Raw genomic sequence first — 24,290 nt, 5'->3', positions numbered from 1 at the left:
AGGGTGACTAGCAAATCGGGCGACGAGCGGGGCGTTGGCGCTGTTGTAGTCCACTACTTCCGCGAAGCGGACCTAGAGGGGATGATGGTCAACCTCATCGAACGGCACAAGATACGGCCGCAAGATCTTGTCGTTGTGAACAACGGTGGAAGTGCTGAACTGTTGACTAACCCAAGAAAAATCGTTCCCGAGGAGAACTGGATTGATCTAGACAACCCAGGCTATGGCGCCGCTGTCAACGCGGGAGCCGCATGTCTGCAGGACAAAGTCGACTATCTCCTCGTGGTCACACATGACGTAACGGTGGCCGACGGGACAATCGCCACACTGGTAAGCCACCTACACGCCACGCCCACCACTGGCTTGGTCGGTCCGCAGCTCGATGATTCACGTGACGGCTCAGTGTGGTCAACTGGCGGTCTCCAACCTGCGCCGTTCTTCCGCCCGGCCAACCGAAAGACTCTCGTGTCGACTGCTGAGAGCACTCTCGAAGCTGACTGGCTGGATGGAGCTTGTTTCATGATTCGATCGGACGACTTCAAGCTGTTGGGCGGACTGGAAGAGTCCTACTTTCTCTACTTCGAGGACGTTGACCTGGGTTGGAGGGTACGTAGCATTCTCGGAAAGCGGGTCAGATGCATTCAAACGGCGCGTGCGTCACAGGCCCCGGGCGGGAACCTTGACCAGTACCTCGCAGCCCGAAACCTTCAGTGGCTACTAGCGCGGCAAGGTCATCATTGGGCGCGCACGCTCTTCGTGCTCGAGCTAATCGTTCGGTTGGTCGTCGGGACGATCGGAAAACCAGTGGGCGCTAAGGAACGACAAAAAAAACGTATTCGCGGCCTGATAGCAGGATTGAGACCTGCATGTCGAGATGTCGAAATAGTTGGGAGGAACGCGTGAGGATCACCTTCGTATCCTGGGAGAACCCTTCGGGAAAGCTGCACGGTGGAGGCGTGCGGAAGAAATCACTCGGCCAGATCCTCGAGTCTCTTGGCCACGAAGTGTGCTTCTACGACATACCTCAGCGCCGCACCGGAGAGCGTGCCACCGGGGCGACTGCACGTCTCGGTGAGTTTAAGCGCCACTTCTTTCCGCTCCCTTTCAGCGCTCCTCGCGGGACAACGTTGCCGGACCGCCTGCAAGACCAAGCCCGAGACTCCGACCTCGTAATTTCAGCGCTGCCGTTCATTTCGCGGGAGCTCTCGCGCATGTCACACGTACGCGTGTGGACGGATTTTTGGGACAGCTGGTACAGAATGGCGAAGCTTGAGGCAAGCTATCGCTCCGGGCTCGCGCGCCAGACCTCCTTGGCTCAGGCCAGAGCTCTCGCGAGAGTACACCGCGAAGTCGCACACGCGTCCGTTGCGACGACCTACGCGGGTTATGGCGACTACGCCGACTTCCAAGGTGATTCTGACGCGTCCTGGCTCCCGACAGCCGTCATGACCACACCACGATCTGGCACTCGCAGCGTCAGGAAGCTGCGTGGAGCAACCGCCGGCTTCATCGCAAACTTCCACTATTGGCCCAACCAAGACGCCGCCACGGTGCTCACAAAGTCTTGGCTACCACGTCTCCGTAGCATGGGAGTCTCCGTCGTCGTGGCCGGCTTCGGCTGCACTGACTTATCTTGGCCCGCAGACGTGACTGTCTTGGGAGAGGTCGAGGACTTGGCCGATTTCTATGGCGCGATCGACGTGAGTCTTGTACCCGTGCGGCGCGGCGGCGGCGTGAAGGTCAAGGCGATCGAGTCACTTCTGTGGGGTGTTCCAGCCATCGTTGACGACCACGTTGTTGACGGCTTTTCTCCCGAGATCGCAAGTCTCTTGCTGCGTTGGCCCCTAATCGAAGAAGGATCGTCGCTCACTGCCGACGCTCATAACGACAGCCTTCGCGTTTTCCAACCCGAGCACCAGGCGACCACGGTTGCCGGCATCATCGAGAGGCTCGCTCGTTGAAAAAGGTAGCAATCGTCTCGCAATCGATCGATCTATACGGGTCGAGCCAGGTAACGATTTTCGCAGCTCAAGAGGCGTCTCGGGAGGGATGGGATGTCAGCGTGGTGCTGCCCGGTGACGGACCCCTATCTGAGAAGCTGCGCAACATGAATGTTGACGTCGTGTACGCGGAAGTCCCGAGCCTTCGTCGCGCATTGCTTCGATCCCGGCCGATACCGGAACTCATGTACATCGCGCGGGCGATGCGCTCGTTTCGCAAGCTCGCAGTCGTGCGCGGAGCATCCGTCATTCACGTCGTCTGCTCAACGAATCTTGCGGCTTACAGCTTGACGCGGGCAACGCGACGGAAGAAGGTTGTGTGGTCAATTCATGAGGATCTCTCGAGCACATGGCTAGGCAGGGGTCTGGCCCACATAGTCAGTTTTGCGGGTGCCCGAACCGTTGCGTGCGCAAGTAGTTATGTCCGTGACTGCCTCCCAAAGCGTCTCCGGTTGCGCGCAAGGGTGATCCATTCAGGTACGTCGATTCCGGCGTCATCGCCCGGCAAGTTCGAATGGCCATTCATCGAAATTGATGGGGTCACAAAGATCGCATGCGTGGGGCGACTCAATGCATGGAAGGGCCAGGACATTCTCGTCGAGTCGATCGCGACCCTCCGAGATCGCGGTGTCCGCTCTCAAGTTGCGATAGTTGGAGACGTATTCCCCGGCGATCACGATTGGAGATCGGAGATTGAGACCTCGATCGAGAGGCATGGGCTCCGCGATCAGGTGATATTGACGGGTCACATCGAGAGTGCTTGGCGCGCATTCACGGCTGCAGACATAGCAGTGGTCCCGTCGAAACGACCCGAACCGTTCGGAAAGGTCGTGATCGAGGCGATGCTTCTGGGGAGGCCTGTCGTTGCCACCCGTGCGGGAGGGCCCATCGAGGTCATAACAGATGGGGAGGACGGCTACCTCGCGGAAATGGGGGACGCTAGCGACATGGCCGACACGTTGCTCAGAGTGATCGAAGCTCGTGCCCAATGGAGCGAGATTGGGCTCCGCGCTCAAGAGCGCGGGAAGGAATTCTCGGCGCATCGCTGCGGAGTTGCGTACGAGAAGGCCTACTCAGAGGCCGCTCGGGAGGGTCGATGAGCGCTAACCTTGCCGGTAGTTCCACCGCCGCTCAATTACGGCGGCCCCGAATGCAAATTTCACAAGCTGCGGCCGCCCTTTCAGTTGTGTATCGGCGCACTCGGTCCCTCCGGGTCCTCGCGCTGATAACTCGTCTCGAGGGCGGGCAAATGTCGAGCATCACTCTGCGCTCCCTGCTCCGCGAAGTACATGGCGTGGACGTTGGCGCCTACAGCTACGGAAGCTTGCTGACGCCTGGTCTAGCGGATACTGGAACGCAGATTGGTCGTTATGTGTCGATTGGACCGAATGTGCGAAGGTTCGGCGCCTCGCATCCTCTCAATGCTCCTTCCCTTCACCCATACTGGTACAACCCCACCCTAGGGCTAGCCTCGATCGAGCATGATGTAGAGAGAGGAAGGATCTCGATCGAGCACGACAGCTGGATCGGAGCCAATGTGACAATCCTGCCGAACGTGAAGCGAATTGGAGTTGGCGCAGTGGTAGGAGCGGGCTCAGTAGTTACACGCGACGTGGAAGACTTCTCGATTGTGGTGGGGAACCCAGCGCGCCATGCCAGGTATCGCTTGAACGAGGACACAAGGCGGCGCCTGTTGGCACAAGAACCGTGGAACCTTGATCCGATCGATGCGCGCGCTCAGTTTAGCCAGATCAGACTTGATCGATGAATTCGCTGGCCACCCTAAACGATCGAACGACTTGAGGGTTTTCTTGTGATCGCGTCGCTTGCCACCTTGGTATTTGGAATAGTGATTCTCGCTATTGCCGGCGCCAGTCGACACGCCCCCGCGATATTCGCGAACGTTGCGATAGCGTCAGTCTTCTTCGCGGGCGTACTGAAGTCCACGATGCCATTGCGGTACGTGCTCGCGCTAGCCCTGGGCTACGGGATACTCGCGATCCTGCGCAAGAACGTGGGTCCAGAAGCGGTCGACATAAGGTTCGCGCGAGTATTGGGCGGGTACTCGCTCGCGGCAACCTCGCTATGGATAATCGGATCCCCCGTGGCTGGCATCGAGCCGAGCGAGGGCGATGCCTTGTTTCGTTACCTGGTCCTCCTACCGGTCTCGGCAACGCTCGGCTACACCCTCGTCAGAACCGGTAACGGCGCATCGCTCAAGCGCTCGTATCTATTCTGGTCGCTGACGATGGGGAGTTTCGCCATGGTGGAAGCAGCACTAGGTGAGATGCTACTTCCCCGCCCTGACATTGCGCGGAGCCTCGTGCGAGACGGTGCCCAACGGGCAATACTTGCTTCCGAGCACCCTCTAGTCCTTGCCGCCCTTCTAGTGGCGGCCACACCTCTTGCCGTCACCCTTATTGCTCGCCCGTCTCTGCGCGTAGTGGCCGTCGTTGTGCTGTTCGGGGGCATCTTCGCCACCGACAGCCGCGGAGCGGTTGTCGTGTTCATCGTGTCGCTCGCGCTAGCGCTATGGTCACGCCGCGGCGAAAGGCTCTCTAGCGGGAAGGCCGGTGCGCTTGTTTCATTCCCACTAGTAATAATCTCGATTGCGGCCGTCGTCGCATGGGCGTTCTCGGTAGCGCCGAGCGATACCGTCCTCAGCAGCTCCGACGGCACAGAGGCAAGCTCGCAGTATCGGGTCGTCCTCTACCAGTACCTTCTCCTCTCATTGCGCGAGATGCCCCTAGGGTGGGGACTAGGTGGACTGCCCGAGCACACATACATTGTGCCGAGCGCCTTCGGTATCAAGGATCTAGCCCTAACGGTCGACTCGGAACCTGCGCTGCTAGTGTTCAAATGGGGTTGGCTTGGCTTGGCCTTCTTCGGAGCACTTCTACTGTGGCTCGCAGGGCGGAGGCGCTTCCTCGAGCCGTTCGGAATAGCGTCACTGTCGATCGTGCTGTCAGGGGTGTTTCTGGCGCTCAGTTCATGGACCGGCCTCCCCGTCGCACTCGCCATGCTACTGGGAGCTACGACCGCGAGCACAAGCCGAGACTTCGACATTCGCGCTATACCGGCTCGCCACAGTACGAAGCGAGTAAGCATTGGCGCTCGCGCGAAATAGACGTAGCCAAAATGACGGAGCCTACTACTTGCGGAGCGCCGCTAAAGCCGCACGACGTGCGACGCTCGCGGGGGCAAATTGGCGAAGTGAAGTCCTCCCGTGCCGATCTACGACAAGCCGAAGCACTTCATTCGACAACGCGGGTGCGGGTGTATCGAAGATGCCACTGGATGCTGGTTTCAGCAGACTCCGAACTGCAGGCAACAAGGTGCACGACTCAAGGGAGCCGGTATGACAGAGGTGTCTCGACGGGACCATAAGCGATGGATTGACTTTGGAAGGGGATCGTCAATTCTACTCGTGGTTCTACTACACGTGTCGCTATGGATCGAGAACGAGTTCAACGGGGGCTCCCCTGCCGTATGGTGGTTGTTCTCTGAAGCAATGGCACCGATTAGAATGCCGCTATTTTTCTTCATCTCCGGTTACCTGGCTGCCAGCGCAGTCCGCCGACCACTTAAAGAATCGAAGGCGCGAACCATAGGCTTTTACTACATCTATGCGTTCTGGACCGCACTTTTCTTGCTGCGCTTATGGGTTCCGATACCTGGATTCGATGAACACCCGTCGTGGCCTAGCTTCATCCTCGCTCTAGTCCTCCCAACTTCATTCTGGTACATCTGGGCCCTTGCGTTCTTCTTCGTTTTGGCGTGGTCGGTGGAGAGACTTCTCGGGGCCCACAGCGTTTGGCTAACGCTTCCACTGACAGCTCTTGCGTTTGCGGCGCCCACTATCGATGCCTTTTTTCGCCCACTTCTTGAGCGGCCCGCAGACCCACTCATGTTTGGTCAGATGTCGGCAAACTTTGTATGGTTCTTCATCGGGATTCACGGCCAAAAATGGTGGCAGACGATAATGAACCATTCCACAGGTCCGCTCGCGGCGACGCTAGCAATGCTGTATTTAGCTGTCGCGCTGGCCTACGTTTGGACTGATGCTATCGCTTGGACTCGCCCCCTATTGGCAGCGATCGGGCTCGTTGCTGTAGCAACCGCATTGCCTCATCTACCGGGTAGAAACGCGGTGGTCAATTGGATCGAAGGCGTAGGCAAACTGACTCTGCCGGTTTACATATTCCACATATTTGCCATATCCGCCCTCAGCGGACTGGTCAAGTTGACCGGCTTCAGCAGCATCATCTCGGCTGATCCACAACTTTATGGTGCGATAATCCCACCGATTCTCGCCGCCCTACTGGCCTGGGTGTCGCTGCTCCTCGGCAGAGTGATACTTGCAAGCCCCTTCCGGTGGACGCTGTCGCCCGACTGGCTGAAGGCAGAGCGACAAGAGACTCGAGGCGCGTGACCGCGAGTCGCCCCAAATCGTATCTCGGGCGCTTGCATCGGTCTCAGTTCGCCCCCTACCTAAGTCAGTAGCTCGGAAGAGAACATGCTTTGGTCAATCAGTCAAACCGAGGGAAGCTCTCGAACTTTGCGAGCCGGGACGCCAGCGTAGAGCGAGTGCGCCTCGCAATCACGACTCACAACGGCGCCGGCCGCGATGATCGCACCCTCACCGATGGTCACGCCTGGGAGAATGGTCGAAACCGCGCCGATCCACACACCGTTCCCCACCTCAATGGGCTTGGCAGTCGCAGTCCCCGCGCGTCGATGTGCGGAACCGATCTCATGCGAGCTGGTGACGAACGTAACCCGCATTCCGACATCGCAGTCTTTCCCTATTCGAATCGGCGCCGAGGTGTTTAGCATGCACCCATAGTTGATAAACGTACCGCCCCCGATTGTGACTCGACTAAAGCTGCCGAACCACACCGACGGGGAGATGTTCGCCGACTCGACACTCATGCCGAGTGCACGGAGTACGCGCCATCGCAGCGGCCGGGGGAAAACTGCGCTACCGATGATCCCGTTGAGTAAGTCTCGTCCGAGCCCCGGCCAAATTGTGTTCAGTACAGACATCCCGCTCACCATACTGTGTGCGCGGGTCAGAAGTGAGAACCGTTCGGCCATGAGAAGTATGTCGTCGTCGATAGCCGTCAACTGACACTCCTGGCCACTGTAACGACATCAGAGTTGGACGCCCTAGATCTGACACGTCAGCGCAACACACATCTGATAGGTCTAGACATGCGATCGCCGCGAACTCGGTGGGCAGATCGTCCCAGCAACCGATACAGGCATCACAGCTGAGCAAGAACAAGAAGGGGAGTCGTGAAGGGCATCATTCTCGCGGGTGGTTCGGGGACGCGGTTGCATCCGGTGACGTTGGGGGTGTCGAAGCAACTCGTGCCTGTCTACGACAAGCCGATGGTCTACTATCCGTTGTCGACGCTGATGCTGGCCGGGATCGACGAGGTTCTGGTGATCACGACGCCGCATGATGCGGCGTCGTTCGAGCGGCTGCTCGGTGATGGGTCGCAGTTTGGGGTGTCGATTTCGTTAGCGGTGCAGCCGTCGCCGGATGGGTTGGCGCAGGCGTTCACGATCGGTGCGGACTTCATCGGCGACGACACCGTCGCGCTGGTGCTTGGTGACAACCTGTTGTACGGGCCGGGGTTGGGGTCACAGTTGTCCCGGTTCGCCGACATCGATGGTGGGGCGGTGTTCGCGTATTGGGTGGCGGAGCCGTCGGCTTATGGGGTGGTGGAGTTCGATGACACCGGCCGGGCGGTGAGCCTTGAGGAGAAGCCCACTGTCCCGCGGTCGAACTTCGCAATCCCGGGGCTGTACTTCTACGACAACGACGTGGTGGAGATCGCCCGGAACCTTCAGCCGTCGGCGCGGGGTGAGTTGGAGATCACGGACGTGAACCGGGCCTACCTGAATGCGGGGAAGCTACAGGTGGAGGTATTGCCGCGAGGGACGGCGTGGTTGGACACAGGGACGTTTGACGACATGCTGGATGCGGCGGAGTATGTCCGCACGATTGAGCGGCGCACCAGCATGAAGATCGGTGCGCCGGAGGAGGTCGCGTGGCGTCGCGGCTTCCTGAGCGATGACGAACTCGCGGAACGCGCGGCAAAGCTTGTCAAGTCAGGGTATGGATCCTATTTGCTGGGGTTGTTGGAGCGGGGGGATCGCTGATGCGGTTGCTGGTCACCGGGGGTGCCGGGTTCATCGGTTCCAACTTCGTCCACCACGTCCTGGCCCACACCTACCATGAGGTGACGGTGTTGGACGCGCTCACCTACGCCGGGAACCTCGCGTCGCTGAACGGGTTGCCGGAGGATCGGTTCCGGTTTGTGAAGGGTGACATCACCGACGCCGGCCTGGTGGATGAGTTGTTCGCCGGGGTGGATGCGGTGGTGCATTACGCGGCGGAGTCGCACAACGACAACAGTCTGGATAACCCGCGCCCGTTCCTGGACACCAACATCATCGGCACCTATACGCTGCTGGAAGCCGCCCGGAAGCATGGGGTGCGGTTCCATCACATCTCCACCGACGAGGTCTACGGGGATCTGGAACTGGACGACCCGGAACGGTTCACCGAAACCACCCCGTACAACCCCTCCTCCCCGTATAGCAGCACCAAGGCGGGGAGTGACTTGTTGGTGCGGGCGTGGGTGCGCTCCTTCGGGGTCCAGGCCACCATCAGCAACTGTTCGAACAACTACGGGCCGTTTCAGCATGTGGAGAAGTTCATCCCCCGGCAGATCACGAACGTGATCCGCGGCATCCGCCCCAAGCTCTACGGGAAGGGTGAGAACGTGCGGGACTGGATCCACGCCGACGACCACTCCTCCGCCGTGCTCACCATCCTCGACAAGGGTGAGATGGGGCAAACCTATTTGATCGGGGCGGACGGGGAGAAGAACAACAAGACCGTCGTCGAGCTCATCCTCACCCTCATGGGACAGGCACCTGACGCGTACGATCACGTCACCGACCGGGCCGGGCACGACCTGCGCTACGCGATCGACTCCACACGCCTGCGCACAGAACTCGGCTGGACCCCGCAATACGGCGACTTCGAAGCGGGGTTGGCGGCGACCATCGACTGGTACCGGGAGAACGAAGCGTGGTGGGCACCCGCGAAAGACGGTGTTGAAGCGTTCTACGCCACCCGGGGGCAGTAGCGGCCACGTTTCGTCTCGCTTCGCTCGCTCAACGACCGGCTCCGGCCCGAAGGACTCCATGACGCAGTTTGGTAAAGCCCTCGCCCGCACCGAGACCCCCATCCCGGGGCTGGTGGTGTTCGACCTGCCCGTCCACGGGGATTCGCGGGGGTGGTTCAAGGAGAACTGGCAGCGGGAGAAGATGACCGAAGCCGGGCTTCCGGATTTCGGGCCGGTGCAGAACAACATCTCCTTCAACGACAAGGTCGGCACCACCCGCGGCATCCACGCCGAACCCTGGGACAAGTTCGTCTCCGTCGCGACCGGCCGCATCTTCGGCGCCTGGGTCGACCTGCGCGAAGGCCCCACCTACGGGACCGTGTTCACCACCGAACTCGACCCGTCGAAAGCGATCTTCGTGCCCCGCGGAGTCGGGAACTCGTATCAGACCCTCGAACCCGACACCGCCTACACCTACCTCGTCAACGACCACTGGTCCCCCACCGCCGAATACGCCTTCCTCAACCTCGCCGACGAAACCATCGGAATCGACTGGCCCATCCCCCTCGACCAGGCCGAGCTCAGCGAGAAAGACAAGAACCACCCCCAGCTGGGTGAGGTCACCCCGATCCCGCCGCGAAAGACGCTCGTGCTGGGCGCGAACGGGCAGGTCGGCCGCGCACTGCGTGACCTGTGGGGCGGCCGGGCCGATGTCGAGTTCGCGACCCGAGCCGAGATCGACCTCGCCAACCCCGTAGCGCTCCCAGAAGCGCGGCGGTGGCGGGACTACGAAACGATCATCAACGCCGCCGCTTACACCGCCGTCGACAACGCCGAAACCTTCGAGGGCCGTACCGCCGCGTGGACCATCAACGCCACCGCCGTGACGGAACTCGCCAGAATCGCCACCGAAAACGGCATCACGCTCGTCCATATCTCCAGCGACTACGTCTTCGATGGCACCAAGCAGGGCGAATACAGCGAAACCGACCCCGTCTCACCGCTCGGCGTGTACGGACAGACCAAAGCCGCGGGCGACGCCATCGTCCGAACGGTCCCCCGCCACTACATCATCCGCACCAGCTGGGTCATCGGAGACGGCAACAACTTCATCCGCACCATGGCCAACCTCGCCGAACGCGAAGTTGATCCGTCGGTCGTGAGCGATCAGACTGGGCGGCTCACCCTCACGACCACCATCGCCGAAGCCACCCAGCACCTGCTCGAGGTTCGACCAGAGCACGGCGTCTATAACCTCACCAACGGTGGCGAGCCGATGACCTGGTACGAGATCGCACGAAGCGTATACGAGTTGGGCGGGCATGACCGGGAGCGAGTGTCACCGACCTCGACCGCCGACTACTTCGCGAAAGCGACGACGCCGATCGCTCCTCGCCCAACGAACAGCGTGCTCTCCTTGGAAAAGATCGCAGGCTCAGGATTCGTGCCGACTGACGCCGCCAACGAGTTGCCGCGGTACCTCGAGTCACTCAGGCAGAACACGACGGTCACCCCTCACTAGCCACACCGGTTCTCGAGGGCGGCCGATCTGATCAGTTCACGGTCTGGCGCACGACCTCGTCGATTCGGTCGGGGCGTAGCAACTGCTCGGCAACGACCAGGGCCGCTCCGACGACCCCCGCGGTTTCGTCGAGCCGGGTCAACGAGATCACGAGGTGCTTCGTCGCCAGGGGCAGTGATCGTTGATACACGACCTCGCGAACACCTGCCATCAGCGCGTCTCCCGCCTTCGCGAGCTCGCCACCGATCACGATCACGGCCGGGTTCAGCAAACTCGTCGCGAAGGCGACGGACTCGCCGAGCGTCCGCCCCGCGTCTCTGATCAGTTGCATCGCAGGGGCATCGCCGCGCGCAACCGCTGCCACAACACCGCGCGCGTCATGCGTCTGCTCGTAGGGCTCGCCGCGGAGGCGCAACTCGCGAGCGAGCGCCCACCCGCCCGCTACCGCCTCAAGACAGCCGCGGTTGCCGCAGCGGCACTGTGGATCACCATGCCCGGGCACGTGCGTATGACCGATATCGCCGGCCGCCCCCAACCGTCCACGATTGACCGAGCCGTCGACGATCAGTCCGCTGCCGATGCCCGTACCCGTCTTCAAGAAGAAGAGATGGGACTGCTCTGCCCAGCACAGCCGGTGCTCCGCCATGACCAACAGATTGACGTCATTGTCGACGACGACCGGCACCCGAAACTCAGCGGCGAGATGCTCTCGAACCCCGTACCCGTCCCACCCGGCCATGATCGACCATCCGATGGTCTTGCCCGTGGCGTAGTCGACGGGCGCCGGCAGCCCTACGCCGATTCCGCCGAGTATGGCTCCCCCGACCGCTTCCGCATCCAGGAGAGAGCGCGCCGTCTCGGCTATCGCGTCGAGAACCGCCCGCGGTCCCGCCGCTATCCGCACGTCGATCACCGAGTCGACCAGGATCCGAGCCTTGAGGTCTGCGACGGCGACGCGAGCGCGTTCTTCGCCGATATCCACGCAGAGGATGACCCGCGCGTCCGCCCGCAGTTCCAGCACCCCCGCGGGGCGCCCGCGCGAGGATCGCGTCTGCGTCGACTCCGTGACGAACCCCGCGTCAATGAGCAGGCGAACCCGGTCACTGATGGTTGGCCGCGACAGCCCGGTCGCAGATTCGAGAGCTGGGCGCGAAGCCACGCCTTGGCGGATGATCTCGGTGAGAACGACTCCGGGGCCCTGACCGGGCACCCAGGCACGCGATCCTGTCGCGACGGGCCACGTCGTCGAGGCCGAGCTTTTTTCAGGCACAACCTCATTATATTTACGTTCTTTGTTTTACCTAATTTAACTCTTCAATGCTTGACAGATCACTAAAAAGGGGGCACCGTGGTGCTCACTGCCGACGAAGACGCGCAGAGCGCGCCGGCACACACCCGGATAGGAGAAAGCAATGAAGCTTGCCACGCACCGCTCAGGTCGCGCTCTCGCCATCGCAGCACTGGCCGCGACGACCGGCCTCGTCATCGCCGGCTGCTCGAGCGCAGACCCCGGCTCGTCATCATCCGACGAATCGTTCACCATCGGCATCGTCGAGCAGCAGCTCGCCAATCCCTTCTTCGCGAATCTGCAGCAGTCCGCCGTCGCCGCCGCCGAGGAAGCCGGTCTCGACGTTATGACAGCGGAGTCGCAGTCTGCCGGCGATTCCGCGACACAGGTCGCCGCCATCGAGAACATGATCGCCCAAGGCGTGAAGGGAATCGTTCTCGACCCCGCAAACGCCAGCGCGCTCGTCGACATCGTGCAGCGCGCACGAGACGCGGGCATCCTCGTCGTCACCGTGAACACCTCCCTTGAACCTGCCGACGCTGCCGACGCGTCGTTCGAGACCGACAACCTCGCCGGCGGCGCTCTGATGGGCGAGTGGGCGAAGGCCTCGCTCGGTGACGCCGAACCGCAGGTCGCCATGCTCGACTACGACCTCTCCGACAAGACCGCCGGCGCCCGGCACGACGGCTTCCTCGAGGGATTCGGCCTGACCGACGATTCGCCCGAGATCGTCGGCACCGCCCTCACCGAGTCGAATGTCGAAACCGGGCAAACGGCCATGGAGAACCTGCTCTCCGCGCACCCCGACATCAACGCGATCTACACGATCAACGAGCCGGCCGCTCAGGGCGCGTACATCGCAATCAGCAACGCGGGCAAAGAGGACCAGGTGCTGGTCACCTCGATCGACGGCAGCTGCGCCGGTGTGCGGAGTGTGCAGGACGGCGAGATCGGCGCCACCGTGATGCAGTTCCCCAGCCGTATGGGCGAACTCGCCGTGGAGGCGATCATCGATTTCGTCGAGACCGGCGAGAAGCCGAGCGGCGTCATCGACTCCGGCACAACTCTCATCACCGACGACCCGGTGGAGGGCGTGGAGTCGGAGGACTCGGCCTGGGGACTCGAGAACTGCTGGGGCGAGTGAGCCTGCTGAACACATAGAGATCGGAGAAGCGCGACCGTGAGCGAACCAGGCCCCGGGGTCACCGCCACCATCCCGTCCGTCGAGAGACCGGCATCGAGCGCCCGATGGCGCGACCTGATGTCGGTGCAGATCGCCGGCCCGCTGCTGGCACTGCTCGTGGCGATCGTCATCTTCTCGCTCACCACCGACCGATTCTTCACCGCCGCCAACTTCTCCCTGATGCTGCAGCAGTCGGTGGTGATCGGCACGCTCGCGATCGGGCAGACGCTCATCATCCTCACCGCGGGCATCGACCTGGCGAACGCATCGATCATGGTGCTCGGCACGGTCATGATCGCCGAAGTCGCCGCAAGCGTCGACCCGTTGCTCGGCCTCGGCGTCGGCGTGCTCGTCTGCGCCGGCGCCGGAGCTCTCAACGGTTGGATCGTCTCCCGATGGAAGCTGCCGCCGTTCATCGTGACGCTCGGGATGTTGACCATCCTGACGGCGACGGCCCGGCTCCTGACGAACTCGCAGAGTGTCTCCATCGAGCGCGGCCTCCTGACCGCGCTCGGGCAGGGAACCACCATCGGCGGCTTCACGATCACCTGGGGCGTCGTGCTCTGGCTGGTGCTCACGGCGACGATGGCCTATGCATTGACCCGCACCCGCTGGGGAACCCACGTTTACGCGGTGGGTGATGCCCCGAACGCAGCCCGCCTGAATGGCGTCAAGGTGAACCGGGTGCTGTTCTCCGTGTATGTCGTGGCCGGCCTCGTCTACGCCCTCGCGGCGTGGCAGACGCTCGGCCGCACGCCGATCGCCGATCCCAGCGCCTACCAGATGGGAAACCTCGACAGCATCACCGCCGTCGTGATCGGCGGCACCAGCCTGTTCGGTGGGCGCGGCGGCGTCATCGGCACGCTCATCGGAACGCTCATCGTCGTGGTGCTCCAGAACGGCCTCACGCAAGCGGGGATCGACTCGCTCTACCAGCAGATCGCCACAGGGGCACTCGTGATCGTGGCAGTTCTCGTCGATCAATTCGTGCGACGGAAGGAGCGCTGAATGAACACCAACGCTGCCCCGACTCCCCGCACGGAGTCCTCACCCGCATCCGCTCCCGTCCTGCAGGCACGGGGACTGCAGAAGCGATTCGGACACGTCACCGCGATCGGAGGCGCCGACTTCGACCTGGCGGAAGACGAAGTGCTCGCCGTCGTCGGAGACAACGGCGCCGGCAAGTCGAGCCTGATCAAGGCGCTCACGGGGGCACTCGTTCCCGACCAAGGGGAGATCCTCCTCAACGGGAAGCGCGTCTCCTTCAAATCCCCTCTCGAAGCCCGCCTCGCAGGGATAGAGACGGTCTACCAGGAATTGGGCGTCGCACCGGAACTCGACATCGCGGCAAACCTCTTCCTCGGTCGAGAGCTGCGCCGCACCTCGCTCGATGGAGCGCTCTTCCGCAATCTGGACAAGGCGCGCATGCGCAAGGAGGCCGCGCAGCACATGGCAGACCTCGGCATCCGCATCCAGTCGATTCGTCAGCGCGTGGAGACCCTGTCCGGCGGACAGCGGCAAGCAGTCGCGGTCGCGCGCGCCGCGGCGTGGGCGACGAACGTCGTGATCATGGATGAGCCGACAGCGGCCCTCGGCGTACGCGAGACCGGCCAAGTTCTCGACCTGATCCGCCGGGTCAAGGAGCGCGGCCTTCCCGTCGTTCTCATCAGCCACAGCATGCCTGACGTCTTCGAGGTCGCCGACCGCATCCACATCCACCGACTCGGGCGCCGCGAGGCCGTGGTCGACCCGAAGGTGACCTCCATGGCGGATGTCGTCGCGGTCATGACCGGAGCGACTCCCGGTTCGGAAGTGGCTTCCGCCCTCGCCCCCGACCCCACCCCCGAAGGAGCACACGAACAATGACCATCTTTGACAAGTTCTCCCTCGACGGTCGCGTCGCCGTCGTCACCGGCGGCAACCGCGGCATCGGCCGAGGCATCTGCAACGGATTCGCCGAAGCCGGAGCACAGGTGGTGATCGCCGCCCGCGACGAGGCGAAGTCCGCGGAGGCGGTTGCACAGATCGAAGCCGCGGGTGGCAAGGCCGTCGCGATCCGCACCGACGTCGCTCAGCGCGATTCGCTGCAGCACCTGCATGACGATGTGATCGAGCGCTTCGGAAGGGTCGACGTTCTCGTCAACAACGCCGGCATCGGATTTCACGCGGATGCTCTGGAGCTCGACGACGCCGAGTGGCGTCGCCTGTTCGACACCAACCTCGACGCCGTGTGGAAAGCGTGCCAGATCTTCGGGCGCACCATGACCGCGAACGGAACCGGATCGATCGTCAACGTCGGGTCCATGTCGGGAATGATCATCAACCGGCCGCAGTGGCACTCGCCCTATGGGATCTCGAAGGCGGCCGTTCACCACCTGACGAGGTCGCTCGCCGCGGAATGGGCGACGAGCGGAGTCCGCGTGAACGCGATCGCCCCGGGGTACGTGCGCACAGAGATCGCGTCGACCGAGTACGAGGACTACCGGCACTACTGGCGTGACGAGGTTCCGATGCAGCGCTACGGATCCGTCGACGAGATCGCTCCCACCGCGCTCTACCTGGCGAGCGACGCGACGAGCTTCATGACCGGTTCGATCATCGTGGTCGATGGCGGGTACACCCTGTGGTGAGTCATGCCGGGCGAATCGCCATCGGCATCGACGTGGGAACGAGCGCGGTGAAGGCGGTCGCGATCACGGAGTCAGGATCGACGGTCTCGCGCACGTCGGCGCCCTACGCCACGGCCACCCCCTTCGAGGGGGCGGCCGTGCAAGACCCCGACGCGTGGTGGGAAGCAGCGCTCGCATCCACCCGCGAGCTCGTCGAGGCGCTCGTCGCTGCGGGCGAGTCACCTGGACCTGAGACCACCACCATCTCACTCACGGGCCAGATGCACACGAGCGTCTTTCTCGATGAATCCGGTGAGCCCGTGCACCCTGCCGTGCTGTGGTCGGACAAGCGCTCGACCCTCGAGTGCCGAACGATCGAAGAGCGCGAGCCAGCCTTCGCCGAGATCACGGGGAATCCCGCGATGCCGGCGTTCACCGTCGCACACACCCTCTGGCTCCGCGACAATCGTCGCCACCTGTTCGATCGTGTACGCGTCATTCTCAACCCGAAGGACGAGATACGACGGCGCCTGGGCGCCGGTGTCGCCACCGAGTACTCAGACGCATCCGGCACTGGGTTCATGGACACCCGGTCAGGTCACTGGGCGGATGCGGTGCTCGAACGCTTGACGCTGTCTCACGACCTCCTCCCCCGCATCGTGTCGTCGCACGCGGTGACCGGACAGGTCGGAGCGTTCGACCGCTTCCCTGACGATGACCCCCTGCGGCGTCTGACCGGCACGCCCGTGATCGGCGGTGGGGGTGATCAAGCGACACAGGCGGTCGCGTTGGGCGTCACCGAACCAGGCCGGCTCGGACTCTCCCTCGGAACCTCCGGTGTCGCTTTCTCCGCCTCGGCCGAGCCGCGCCTCGGCGCTTTTCGACACTCCTACGACGACCTCTGGCTCACCCTCGATTCCACGCACGCAGCGGGTCTGGCACTCCAGTGGTTCTCGGAAGTCACGCGTACCTCTCTCCCCGACCTCGCCCCAGACCCGGCGGCGTTCGACGACCTGCCCATCTTCCTTCCTTACCTGCAGGGACACCGCGACGGAGGCGGGGGCGCCCCCGGATCCTTCATCGGTCTGGACGCGCGCCACTCACGAGACGACCTGGCGTACTCCGTGATGGAGGGCGTCGCATTCGAACTCCGCCGGCTCGCGGATGGCGTCGACGGCACGGGCGCATCCACCGTTCACATCGGCGGAGGGGGCGCGAGGTCGCAATCGTGGCGCCAGATCATCGCGAACACTTTCGGACGCGAGGTTCGCTATGCCGACCGCGGGAGCGCATACGGCGCAGCGGTCCTCGCTGCCGAAGCCGCCGGCTGGTGGCCCGACGCAGCGGGACTCGAGCACGACGAGGAGCTCACGGCTCCGGATCCGGCGGCCATGCACGCCGCCTCGGAGCGAAATCGCGCCTTCACTACCTACAGCAGGCTGCTCGCGGGGGTCTCATAGCGCGGCCTGCTGCACTTGTCGACACGTTGGTGAACGGCTGAGGTGGGCGAAGACATGGAACCGTCCGCCGAGCAGCCAAACGGATCAGCCGATGACGCAATCTGCATCACCGCGGTTAGCCTAGGCACCTCGCGTTCTGAGAATCTCTTGCGCCGCTCTGAGCCGAGCCCCGGCAGGAATACGCCACTGCCGAGGTGGAGCCTTCGACATCGCTTCGGCGTGCAGCGGCCCTCCAGGCGAAAAGTGTGCTGCAGCACCTCAGGCTTTTGACGACGTTACAGCCTTTCATCTGGACTTTTTCTCTACTCCGCAACCGCTCTTCGGGCGGCCATACGGTCTCAGGGACGAGGAAGCCGCGCTTTGCCTTCCTGTTACGCCAATGCCGATTTCTTTGCGCCACCATTTCGGGCGGCGGTTGTGCGTTGCAGCCGTGTTAACAGTTGCCCCGAGGGCGGTCGGCGATTTGGTGATCGTCGCGCTCAGCACCGAGCATTCACTCACGCCCTGCTCCCCACAGCAACCCCGGCCTACGATTTTCTCACCTCGTCGGGGCTGCATCCCCGAAACGAGGAGATCGATGTCCAACGCGAAGTCCGAGCTACTCCGTAGTCTTGCTGCCCGAGGGCGGTCGCGCCGGGTCGTCGGCGTTGCACTCATCGCAGCGAGCCTGACACTCGCTGGATGCGCCAGCGCCGCAAGCTCCGCACCCGAGGTGACGGAGTCCGAAGAGTTGTTCTCGGACTTCGTGCCATCAGCCGGAGGGGAGATCCCCGACGCTACCGTTCCCTTCTCCATGTGGCCATACGGCGACACGACCATCGGCTACATCGGTATCGAAGAGGGCTTCTTCGGAGACGTGGGCATCACACTCTCGCCCGAGGAAGGGCAGACCCAGCTGACCGATGTGACACCCGGCCTCCTCCTGTCGGGTGAACTCGACGTCGTGGTGGATTACATCCCGACGATGGTCCAGCGCTATGAGGAACAGCCCGAGATCCAGATGGTGCAGGTCCTCAACTCGTTCATCGGCAACTATGTGCTCGCCGCTCCCGACCGAGACGCCACATCGGTCGAAGAGTATGTCGATGAGGGAATGTCTTTCGAGGACGCCACGGCGGCGGTCATCGCCGACATGGATGGGGCGACGGTTGCGCTATCGGCTGATGTCGCGAGCGCGCGTAATCTCCTCGACGGCATGCTTCAGATCGGCGGCGGTTCCGTCGAGAGCTTCGGCTCGCTCGAGTCGCTCGACGACACGCAGATCGTGCAGCTGGCTCAGGGCGAGGGCGTTGACTACACGTTGGTGTCAGGTGCTGCTCAGTCCATTCAACTCTTGGACATGGGCTTCGAGCCCGTCTTCGGGTTCGAGCAGATGGCCAACAACCTCCCCACGGGTAGTGACTTCACCGCACTGGGGATCGGACACGTCGGGCTTTCTGTGACCGACGAATATCTCGACGAGAACCTCGAGACCATTCTTCGGTTCATGTCGGTCTACTGGCGCATCATCGACTACATCGAGACCGAGCCTGACCAGGCCCTGGCGATCTCACTGCCGTATCTCAACGCCGCCACCGGATATGAGCTGACCGTCGAGGAATCGGCTGTGCTGTTCCAGGACTTCTATCAGCTGATCAGCTTCGACGCCGCGGAGGAATTCTTCAACGATCCCGAGAACCCGCTCGGTCTCTCGGCGATCTACGATGCCCAGATCGCCGCCGCACAGGCTTCCGGGGTTCTCAGTGACGGCGTCGTCGTCGAAGACTTCGTCGTCGCGCAGCAGCTGTACGACCTGATGGTCGAGCTCAAGGACGACTACGAAGATCTGGCCGCCGACTCCTCGGCCGATGACGGAACACTCGCGGCTGCTGCCGCTCAGGCATCGAACCGCAACTACCTCGACGCCTACCGCATTCTGGCCGCAGCCGAGTGACCGGCCGTCGGGTCCCTGCGCGACCGCAGGGGCCCGACGTGGTCCGTGATCGAAAGAGACTCACATGACATACATTGGCCAGGCCGACGGCTCCGCGGCAGGCAACACCCCGGACGCCGCGTCCAGCGCGCTACCCGCCATCGAGCTCCGCGACGTATACAAAGCGTTCACGCTCGAGAACGGTGAGACGATCTCCGCGGCGAACGGAGTGTCGCTGAGCGTGGCTCCGGGTGAATTCATCGCGGTCATCGGGCCGTCAGGTCACGGCAAGTCCACCCTCCTCAACCTCGTGGCGGGTTTCCTGCAGGCGGATAGCGGTGACGTGCGCGCGCACGGCTCGGCCGTCACCGGTCCCGGCAGCGACCGTGGAGTGCTGTTTCAGAAAGACACCCTGTTCAACTGGATGAAGGTGCGCGCCAACGTGGAGTTCGGTTTGCGGGCTCGTGGCTTTCCTCCTGCCGAACGGCGTCGCATCTCCGATCGACTACTCGATCTGGTTGGCCTCTCCAGCTATGCCGATGCATGGCCGAAACAGCTGTCAGGAGGTATGCGCCGCAGGGCAGCCATCGCAGCCGTCTTTGCCAACGAACCCGATGTCCTCCTCATGGACGAGCCGTTCACGGGACTCGACTACGCGCGGCGCAAGGTGCTCTACTCCGTGCTGTACGACCTCTGGCAGCGGTCAGGCAACACCGTCTTCTGCGTCACACACGACCTCGATGAAGCCCTCGCGATGGCCACACGCATCGTCGTCGTCGTGAAAGGTCAGATTGTTGTCGACCGCCGCTTGGACAAGCCCTACCCACGCACCCCGGAAACGCTCGTCGGGGACGACGTGAATGCGATTCGTGTCGATGTCATGCATCACCTCGAAACCGCACTCGTGCACGGCGGCGGTGCTTCCCGTGACAAGTGAGCGGATAAGCAGCGACGGCTCCATTGCCCTGCGTGTCCGCAAGTACATCGGAACGGTCGGGCTCCCTCTCATCGGCATCGCGCTCGTCTTTGTCCTCTGGCAGGTCGCCGCACTGACGATGAGGTCGAGTCAGGTCCCCTCGCCGCTGGACACCCTGATCGCCATCCCGCGGGACTGGCAGCAGATTCCCGCGATCGCGTACTTCACGTTCGCGGAGTCCGGTCTCGCAGACGCGCTCGTCTACACAACCGTCAATGTCGTCGTCGGAGTCGCGATCGGCTCCCTCGCCGGTGTGCTCGTGGGGATCGTCATGGCCTACGCGCGCCTGGCGCGTGCTGTGCTCGAACCCATCGTCCTGGTACTGGGGACCATCCCGCTCGTCGTCATCCTCCCCTTCCTCATGATCTGGTTCGGCACCGATCGGTTCGCCCAATCCGGGCTGGTGATCCTCTCCGCCTTCGTGACCACCGCCATCACCGCCCAGAGCGCCGCGATGACCGTCGGACGGGTCTACGCCGACTATGCACGGTCACTGGGCGCGACTCCCCTGCGCATCCTCTCCAGCGTCACTCTGCCGGCGGTCGTGCCACAGCTCGTCGGCGCAGTTCGACTCTCGCTCGCCGCAGGATGGGGTTGGCAGGCTGTCGCTGAACTCCTCGGAGGTTCAGCCGGGATCGGGCAGCTCATCCGTCTGACAGCCAACACCGGCGCGGTCGATTCGATCTTCGCCACGATTCTCTGCATCACCGTCATCGCCTTGATCGTGGATGCCATCGTGCTTCTGCTCGGGCGCGCAATCACGAGATGGGCTTGAACGACATGGGAACAACGGTCCTCGCCGACACGTCCGGCACCCACCGCACGGCACCACCCGCCGCGCGACCGGCACACCGCGCCGGCGCTTCCCGACGATCGCTCTACATCGGAGCCAGTGTCACATCGGCGATCATGCTGATCGCGGTCTGGCACGTGATCTCCTTCGCTCGAGGAGTGAGCCCGGTCTCCGGAGAGAACGTCGTCCCCAACATTGCCGATATCTTCGCGGCGTATCTCGATCTCGCGAACTACTGGCGTGGCGGTCTCGGAATCGACGCCACCAACCAGGGCGGCGAGATGACCTACGCCGGCGCCACCCTCGCCCTGCTCGACAACACTCTCGCATCACTGCGCCGCCTCGCCGCGGGCCTTGGGATCGGTATCCTTCTCGCGGTCATCGTCGCCGTGGCGACAGGGTGGTCTCGCACGGTGCGCGCCATCCTCCGCTTGCCCGCGCACGCCGCCCGGATGATCCCTCTCATCGCAGTGATCCCGCTCTTCAGCCTCTGGTTCGGCCACAGCGAGACCGGCTCGATCGTGTTCGTGTCACTCGCGGTCTTCCCGATCGTGTTCGTCACCGCCGAAACCGCCCTCGATCAGGTTCCCGGAACCTATGCGGAGTATGCACGGTCACTCGGCGCCGGCCCGGTCCGCGCCTACCTCCTCGCCATCTGCCCCGCGGCTCTCCCCGGGATCCGCGGCGGCGTCATGCTCTCACTCGGGCTCGGGTGGAGCATGGTGATCGCCTCCGAGTTCCTCGGCCAGACGACAGGACTCGGCAATATCGTCAACCAGTCGCAGCAATTCGCCAATACGGGGGTCCTCGCACTGGTCGGCATCTGGGTACTTGCCTGCGCGGCGGCCACCTACGGCCTCGCCTCCTGGCTCTTCGGGAAGCTCACACGCTGGGCGGAGTAATCTGCTGAGGAGGAGGCGGCATGGTCAACACCCCTCAGAGCTCTCGGAGACAGCGGGCTGCTTATCGCGCCTACACGCTCCTCAGGTTCGCCATCAAGTCGAGCGGTCTTCCGCGCGGCTTCCCGATCGACGAGCACTCGATCATGGCGAATTTCGGCTTCTCGCGCGCAGCCGTGCGAGACGCACTGAAGCAGCTGGACCACGACGGCCTTGTGACACGTCAAGTGCGCGTCGGCACGATCATCGACAAGGACGTCGTCCCCTTCCCGCTGCAGGACATCGTGCCGATGAGGGACGATCAGACCATGACCGTGCGACGCATCGATCGGCACATCCTCGCACCCTCCGACTACTTCACCATGCGGCTCGGCAACGCGGACGGGCAGATTGTCATGGCTGAGTACGCGCTCTCGGTCGACACGACGCCCCTCGGAATTCTCACGGTGTTCTCCGCCGGACCGCACACCAGTTCACTCCTGGAATCCACCACGGAGATGCGTCGGCTGGTCGAGGAGTTCCCACACCAATACGGCGTCGAGTTCGGAGCCATGGATGTATCCGTCGATGCGCGGGTCGCGGATGAAGCAATCGCTGAGCATCTCTCCATCACACCGGGAGATGCCCTCATCGTTCGCGAGCAAGTGCTACGAGACAGCCAAGGCACCGCGTGGGAGTACGGTTTCGCGCAGTACCGCTCCGATCTAGTCATCCTCACCTCGCGCACCGAAGCGAGTTGGTCCCGGGACTCGGCCAACCAGTGGAAGTCGGACTTCAACTCGTCCTTCCGAATCACGCCATGACAGGCTGATCGCGCAAACTGCGGCATCCGCAATGCGATGAGGGGGCTGACCGAACGGTCAGCCCCCTTATCGCATTGATGGAGACGTGTCAGCCCCAGTCCGCGAGGTTCTCGCGGAAGGTTTTGTGGTTGTACCCGCTTCGAATGAGCTTCTGCCGTCGAAGCTCCGCGCAGAGTCCATCGGTGATCTCGGCCAGACTTCGCCGCGAGAGTTCATCCTCGATCCCCTGGATCAGGAATCCATCCGGTCGACCGGTGCTGTCCATAACCTCCTTCATCTGGGCCGCAATCGTCTTCGCGGAACCGATGAAGTCCATTCCGTAGGTGCTGCGGCCCGTGACGAGGTCATAGAGGCTCTTCCCATCCGCCGCGGCGGCAAGTGTGGCCTTGTGGGTCGTCGTCTCACCATTGCCGAGGGTCGTGGGCACAGGGCCGTGGAGGTCGTACTTCGCATAGTCGATCTCGCCGCCACTGGTGTAGGACATCGTCCAGAGCCGCTTTTCGATCTCGTCGAAATCGAAGCGGTGGCTCTGTACCTCGTCGAACCGCTCCTGCGCGTGCCGATCCGTCTCACCGATGTACGCGTGGCACATGAAGAAGATGTGCAGGTCCTCCGGGTCACGTCCGAACTTGCGCAGGCGCTCATCCATGTCGGCACGGAACGCGACCATCTCCTCCGGACTGTTGACGAGCCCGAGCATGACCTCGGCATTGCGCGCGGCGAGGTCTCGACCACGCGGCGATCCACCCGCCTGGGCGATCACAGGGTGTCCCTGCGGGCCCGGGAGGGTGTTCAGCGGACCACGAGACTTGAAGTACTTGCCGTTGAAGTCAGCTGTGTGCACCTTCGTGTGGTCCGCAAAACGCGGCTCCTCGGTGTCGAGAACGAGCGCGTCGGGCTCCCAGGTGTCCCAGAGAGCGCGCACCGCATCCATCCACTCCTCCGCCATCGCATATCGCTCGGCGTGCGCGAAGTGCTGGTCGAAGCCGAAGTTCTGGGCGACACGGTGGCTCACCGAGGTCACTACGTTGAAACCGATCCGCCCCTCGGTCAAGTGGTCCAGGGTCGCGCCGAGCCGGGCGGCGAGAAAGGGGTGGTACTGAATCACGGAAATCGTCGAGACCAGACCGATGCTCTGCGTGTGAGCCGCCAGAAGCGGCATGAGCGGCATGGGATCGTTCTTCGGCGCCATCTCCGGGTACTTGAGGGTGACCTCCATGCTTCCCCGATACGTGTCCTCGATCATCGAGGAGTCCTCCATGAAGAACATGTCGAACCCGCCGCGCTCGAGACCCTGGGCCACATCGATCCAGAACTTCGGCCCCATCCATTCGGTGCCGCCGACGCCACCCCACGGGCCTGTCCACGTCTTTGGGCTGAAGCCGTTCACAAACCAGCCGAGCTTGAACATGCGTCTCCTTCTTTCCTGGGGCCCGAAGGGACCGCCTGCCAGATGTTTTGCCCGATCGTAGGCGCACTGAATTGCCATTTGTTTGCGCCAATTCGGGCCCCTTTCCGGTCGCTCGCGGCGGCTCGGCCGCCCCTGGAGCAGGGCTTTGCGCCGAACATGAATCCCTCCGCCGCGTCGTAGCGCCAGATGGGGACGAGAGGTGTCGCCGACCGTCGACAGAACGTTCACACGAACGCGCCGGCGGAGTGCAGAGATGCAGCCAGAAACAAGACCGTCCCCTCAGATCGAC

The 24,290-nt window shown here is 62.9% G+C and carries 21 protein-coding genes; 18 read left to right on the top strand and 3 right to left on the bottom strand.

Annotated elements, in window-relative coordinates:
- Positions 1-3 precede the first annotated feature (3 nt).
- The 5 genes from B3S45_RS10300 to B3S45_RS10280 all read left to right on the top strand — a co-directional run bounded on the left by B3S45_RS10300 (position 4) and on the right by B3S45_RS10280 (position 6,432).
- Positions 4-903: a glycosyltransferase gene (locus B3S45_RS10300; RefSeq protein WP_286720433.1), complete on the top strand. Its 900-nt coding sequence runs from the start codon at positions 4-6 to the stop codon at positions 901-903.
- On the top strand, positions 900-1,961 hold the full coding sequence (locus B3S45_RS10295) for a glycosyltransferase (protein ID WP_286720431.1): 1,062 nt from the start codon (positions 900-902) through the stop codon (positions 1,959-1,961). The genes B3S45_RS10300 and B3S45_RS10295 overlap by 4 nt, the downstream gene beginning before the upstream one ends.
- Positions 1,958-3,100, top strand: coding sequence for a glycosyltransferase family 4 protein (locus B3S45_RS10290; RefSeq protein ID WP_286933361.1), 1,143 nt, complete (start codon positions 1,958-1,960; stop codon positions 3,098-3,100). Before B3S45_RS10295 ends, B3S45_RS10290 begins: the two co-directional genes overlap by 4 nt.
- A 713-nt stretch (positions 3,101-3,813) precedes the next feature.
- Complete coding sequence (locus B3S45_RS10285; protein ID WP_286720429.1) at positions 3,814-5,127, top strand: O-antigen ligase family protein; 1,314 nt, start codon at positions 3,814-3,816, stop codon at positions 5,125-5,127.
- A gap of 231 nt (positions 5,128-5,358) precedes the next feature.
- Positions 5,359-6,432: an acyltransferase family protein gene (locus B3S45_RS10280; RefSeq protein WP_286720427.1), complete on the top strand. Its 1,074-nt coding sequence runs from the start codon at positions 5,359-5,361 to the stop codon at positions 6,430-6,432.
- 101 nt (positions 6,433-6,533) lie between these two features.
- Here the strand turns inward: B3S45_RS10280 and B3S45_RS14670 are convergent, their stop codons facing one another.
- Positions 6,534-6,785 carry a DapH/DapD/GlmU-related protein gene (locus B3S45_RS14670; protein ID WP_414683087.1) on the bottom strand — a complete coding sequence of 84 codons (252 nt, stop codon included), beginning with the start codon at positions 6,783-6,785 and terminating at the stop codon, positions 6,534-6,536.
- A gap of 513 nt (positions 6,786-7,298) precedes the next feature.
- Here B3S45_RS14670 and rfbA point away from each other — a divergent pair.
- Genes rfbA through B3S45_RS10265 form a run of 3 tightly spaced genes read left to right on the top strand, consistent with a single transcriptional unit; the run spans position 7,299 to position 10,667 of the window.
- Entirely contained in the window at positions 7,299-8,171 is an 873-nt protein-coding gene (gene rfbA / locus B3S45_RS10275; protein ID WP_286720425.1) for a glucose-1-phosphate thymidylyltransferase RfbA, read from the top strand.
- The gene (gene rfbB / locus B3S45_RS10270) at positions 8,168-9,166 is read left to right on the top strand and encodes a dTDP-glucose 4,6-dehydratase (protein WP_286720574.1); all 999 of its coding nucleotides are present in this window, start codon (positions 8,168-8,170) and stop codon (positions 9,164-9,166) included. Before rfbA ends, rfbB begins: the two co-directional genes overlap by 4 nt.
- A gap of 58 nt (positions 9,167-9,224) precedes the next feature.
- Positions 9,225-10,667 (top strand): bifunctional dTDP-4-dehydrorhamnose 3,5-epimerase family protein/NAD(P)-dependent oxidoreductase, encoded by a 1,443-nt coding sequence (locus tag B3S45_RS10265; protein ID WP_286720423.1) that lies wholly within the window; start codon positions 9,225-9,227, stop codon positions 10,665-10,667.
- Between the two features lie 31 nt (positions 10,668-10,698).
- Here B3S45_RS10265 and B3S45_RS10260 read toward each other — a convergent pair whose 3' ends face one another.
- A complete protein-coding gene (locus tag B3S45_RS10260; protein WP_286720421.1) occupies positions 10,699-11,688 on the bottom strand; it encodes an ROK family protein in 990 nt (329 codons plus the stop codon).
- Between the two features lie 391 nt (positions 11,689-12,079).
- On the opposite strand from B3S45_RS10260, the gene B3S45_RS10255 reads away from it, so the two are divergent.
- The 10 genes from B3S45_RS10255 to B3S45_RS10210 all read left to right on the top strand — a co-directional run bounded on the left by B3S45_RS10255 (position 12,080) and on the right by B3S45_RS10210 (position 22,590).
- Positions 12,080-13,099 carry a substrate-binding domain-containing protein gene (locus B3S45_RS10255; protein WP_286720419.1) on the top strand — a complete coding sequence of 340 codons (1,020 nt, stop codon included), beginning with the start codon at positions 12,080-12,082 and terminating at the stop codon, positions 13,097-13,099.
- A 36-nt stretch (positions 13,100-13,135) separates the two neighbouring features.
- Complete coding sequence (locus B3S45_RS10250; protein ID WP_286720417.1) at positions 13,136-14,146, top strand: ABC transporter permease; 1,011 nt, start codon at positions 13,136-13,138, stop codon at positions 14,144-14,146.
- Positions 14,147-15,004, top strand: a complete 858-nt coding sequence (locus B3S45_RS10245) for an ATP-binding cassette domain-containing protein (RefSeq protein ID WP_286720416.1) — start codon at positions 14,147-14,149, stop codon at positions 15,002-15,004. It abuts the gene before it with no gap.
- Complete coding sequence (locus B3S45_RS10240; RefSeq protein ID WP_286720414.1) at positions 15,001-15,768, top strand: SDR family NAD(P)-dependent oxidoreductase; 768 nt, start codon at positions 15,001-15,003, stop codon at positions 15,766-15,768. Before B3S45_RS10245 ends, B3S45_RS10240 begins: the two co-directional genes overlap by 4 nt.
- Positions 15,762-17,207, top strand: coding sequence for a xylulokinase (locus B3S45_RS10235; RefSeq protein WP_286720413.1), 1,446 nt, complete (start codon positions 15,762-15,764; stop codon positions 17,205-17,207). The genes B3S45_RS10240 and B3S45_RS10235 overlap by 7 nt, the downstream gene beginning before the upstream one ends.
- Positions 17,208-17,673: 466 nt before the next feature.
- Positions 17,674-19,140: an ABC transporter substrate-binding protein gene (locus B3S45_RS10230; protein ID WP_286720411.1), complete on the top strand. Its 1,467-nt coding sequence runs from the start codon at positions 17,674-17,676 to the stop codon at positions 19,138-19,140.
- Between the two features lie 64 nt (positions 19,141-19,204).
- Positions 19,205-20,056 (top strand): ABC transporter ATP-binding protein, encoded by an 852-nt coding sequence (locus B3S45_RS10225; protein ID WP_286720409.1) that lies wholly within the window; start codon positions 19,205-19,207, stop codon positions 20,054-20,056.
- Complete coding sequence (locus B3S45_RS10220; protein WP_286720408.1) at positions 20,046-20,870, top strand: ABC transporter permease; 825 nt, start codon at positions 20,046-20,048, stop codon at positions 20,868-20,870. Before B3S45_RS10225 ends, B3S45_RS10220 begins: the two co-directional genes overlap by 11 nt.
- A complete protein-coding gene (locus B3S45_RS10215; protein ID WP_286720406.1) occupies positions 20,861-21,790 on the top strand; it encodes an ABC transporter permease in 930 nt (309 codons plus the stop codon). The genes B3S45_RS10220 and B3S45_RS10215 overlap by 10 nt, the downstream gene beginning before the upstream one ends.
- Before the next feature lie 20 nt (positions 21,791-21,810).
- Complete coding sequence (locus B3S45_RS10210; protein ID WP_286720404.1) at positions 21,811-22,590, top strand: GntR family transcriptional regulator; 780 nt, start codon at positions 21,811-21,813, stop codon at positions 22,588-22,590.
- A gap of 88 nt (positions 22,591-22,678) precedes the next feature.
- Here the strand turns inward: B3S45_RS10210 and B3S45_RS10205 are convergent, their stop codons facing one another.
- Entirely contained in the window at positions 22,679-24,229 is a 1,551-nt protein-coding gene (locus B3S45_RS10205; RefSeq protein ID WP_286720403.1) for an NtaA/DmoA family FMN-dependent monooxygenase, read from the bottom strand.
- Positions 24,230-24,290 lie beyond the last annotated feature (61 nt).

Origin of the sequence: Microbacterium sp. UBA1612, assembly GCF_002321605.1 — a bacterium.
Taxonomy (GTDB): domain Bacteria; phylum Actinomycetota; class Actinomycetes; order Actinomycetales; family Microbacteriaceae; genus Microbacterium; species Microbacterium luteum.
The sequence above is the reverse complement of the archived record's forward strand: the minus strand, read 5'-3'. Positions and strand labels throughout refer to the sequence as shown.

Bases quoted from the DNA above. Each gene is read 5' to 3' on its own strand.
- B3S45_RS10255 (WP_286720419.1), top strand. From the start codon at position 12,080: ATGAAGCTTGCCACGCACCGCTCAGGTCGCGCTCTCGCCATCGCAGCA.
- B3S45_RS10245 (WP_286720416.1), top strand. From the start codon at position 14,147: ATGAACACCAACGCTGCCCCGACTCCCCGCACGGAGTCCTCACCCGCA.
- B3S45_RS10210 (WP_286720404.1), top strand. From the start codon at position 21,811: ATGGTCAACACCCCTCAGAGCTCTCGGAGACAGCGGGCTGCTTATCGC.
- B3S45_RS10280 (WP_286720427.1), top strand. From the start codon at position 5,359: ATGACAGAGGTGTCTCGACGGGACCATAAGCGATGGATTGACTTTGGA.
- B3S45_RS10265 (WP_286720423.1), top strand. From the start codon at position 9,225: ATGACGCAGTTTGGTAAAGCCCTCGCCCGCACCGAGACCCCCATCCCG.
- B3S45_RS14670 (WP_414683087.1), bottom strand. From the start codon at position 6,785: ATGCGGGTTACGTTCGTCACCAGCTCGCATGAGATCGGTTCCGCACAT.
- B3S45_RS10215 (WP_286720406.1), top strand. From the start codon at position 20,861: ATGGGCTTGAACGACATGGGAACAACGGTCCTCGCCGACACGTCCGGC.
- B3S45_RS10225 (WP_286720409.1), top strand. From the start codon at position 19,205: ATGACATACATTGGCCAGGCCGACGGCTCCGCGGCAGGCAACACCCCG.
- B3S45_RS10240 (WP_286720414.1), top strand. From the start codon at position 15,001: ATGACCATCTTTGACAAGTTCTCCCTCGACGGTCGCGTCGCCGTCGTC.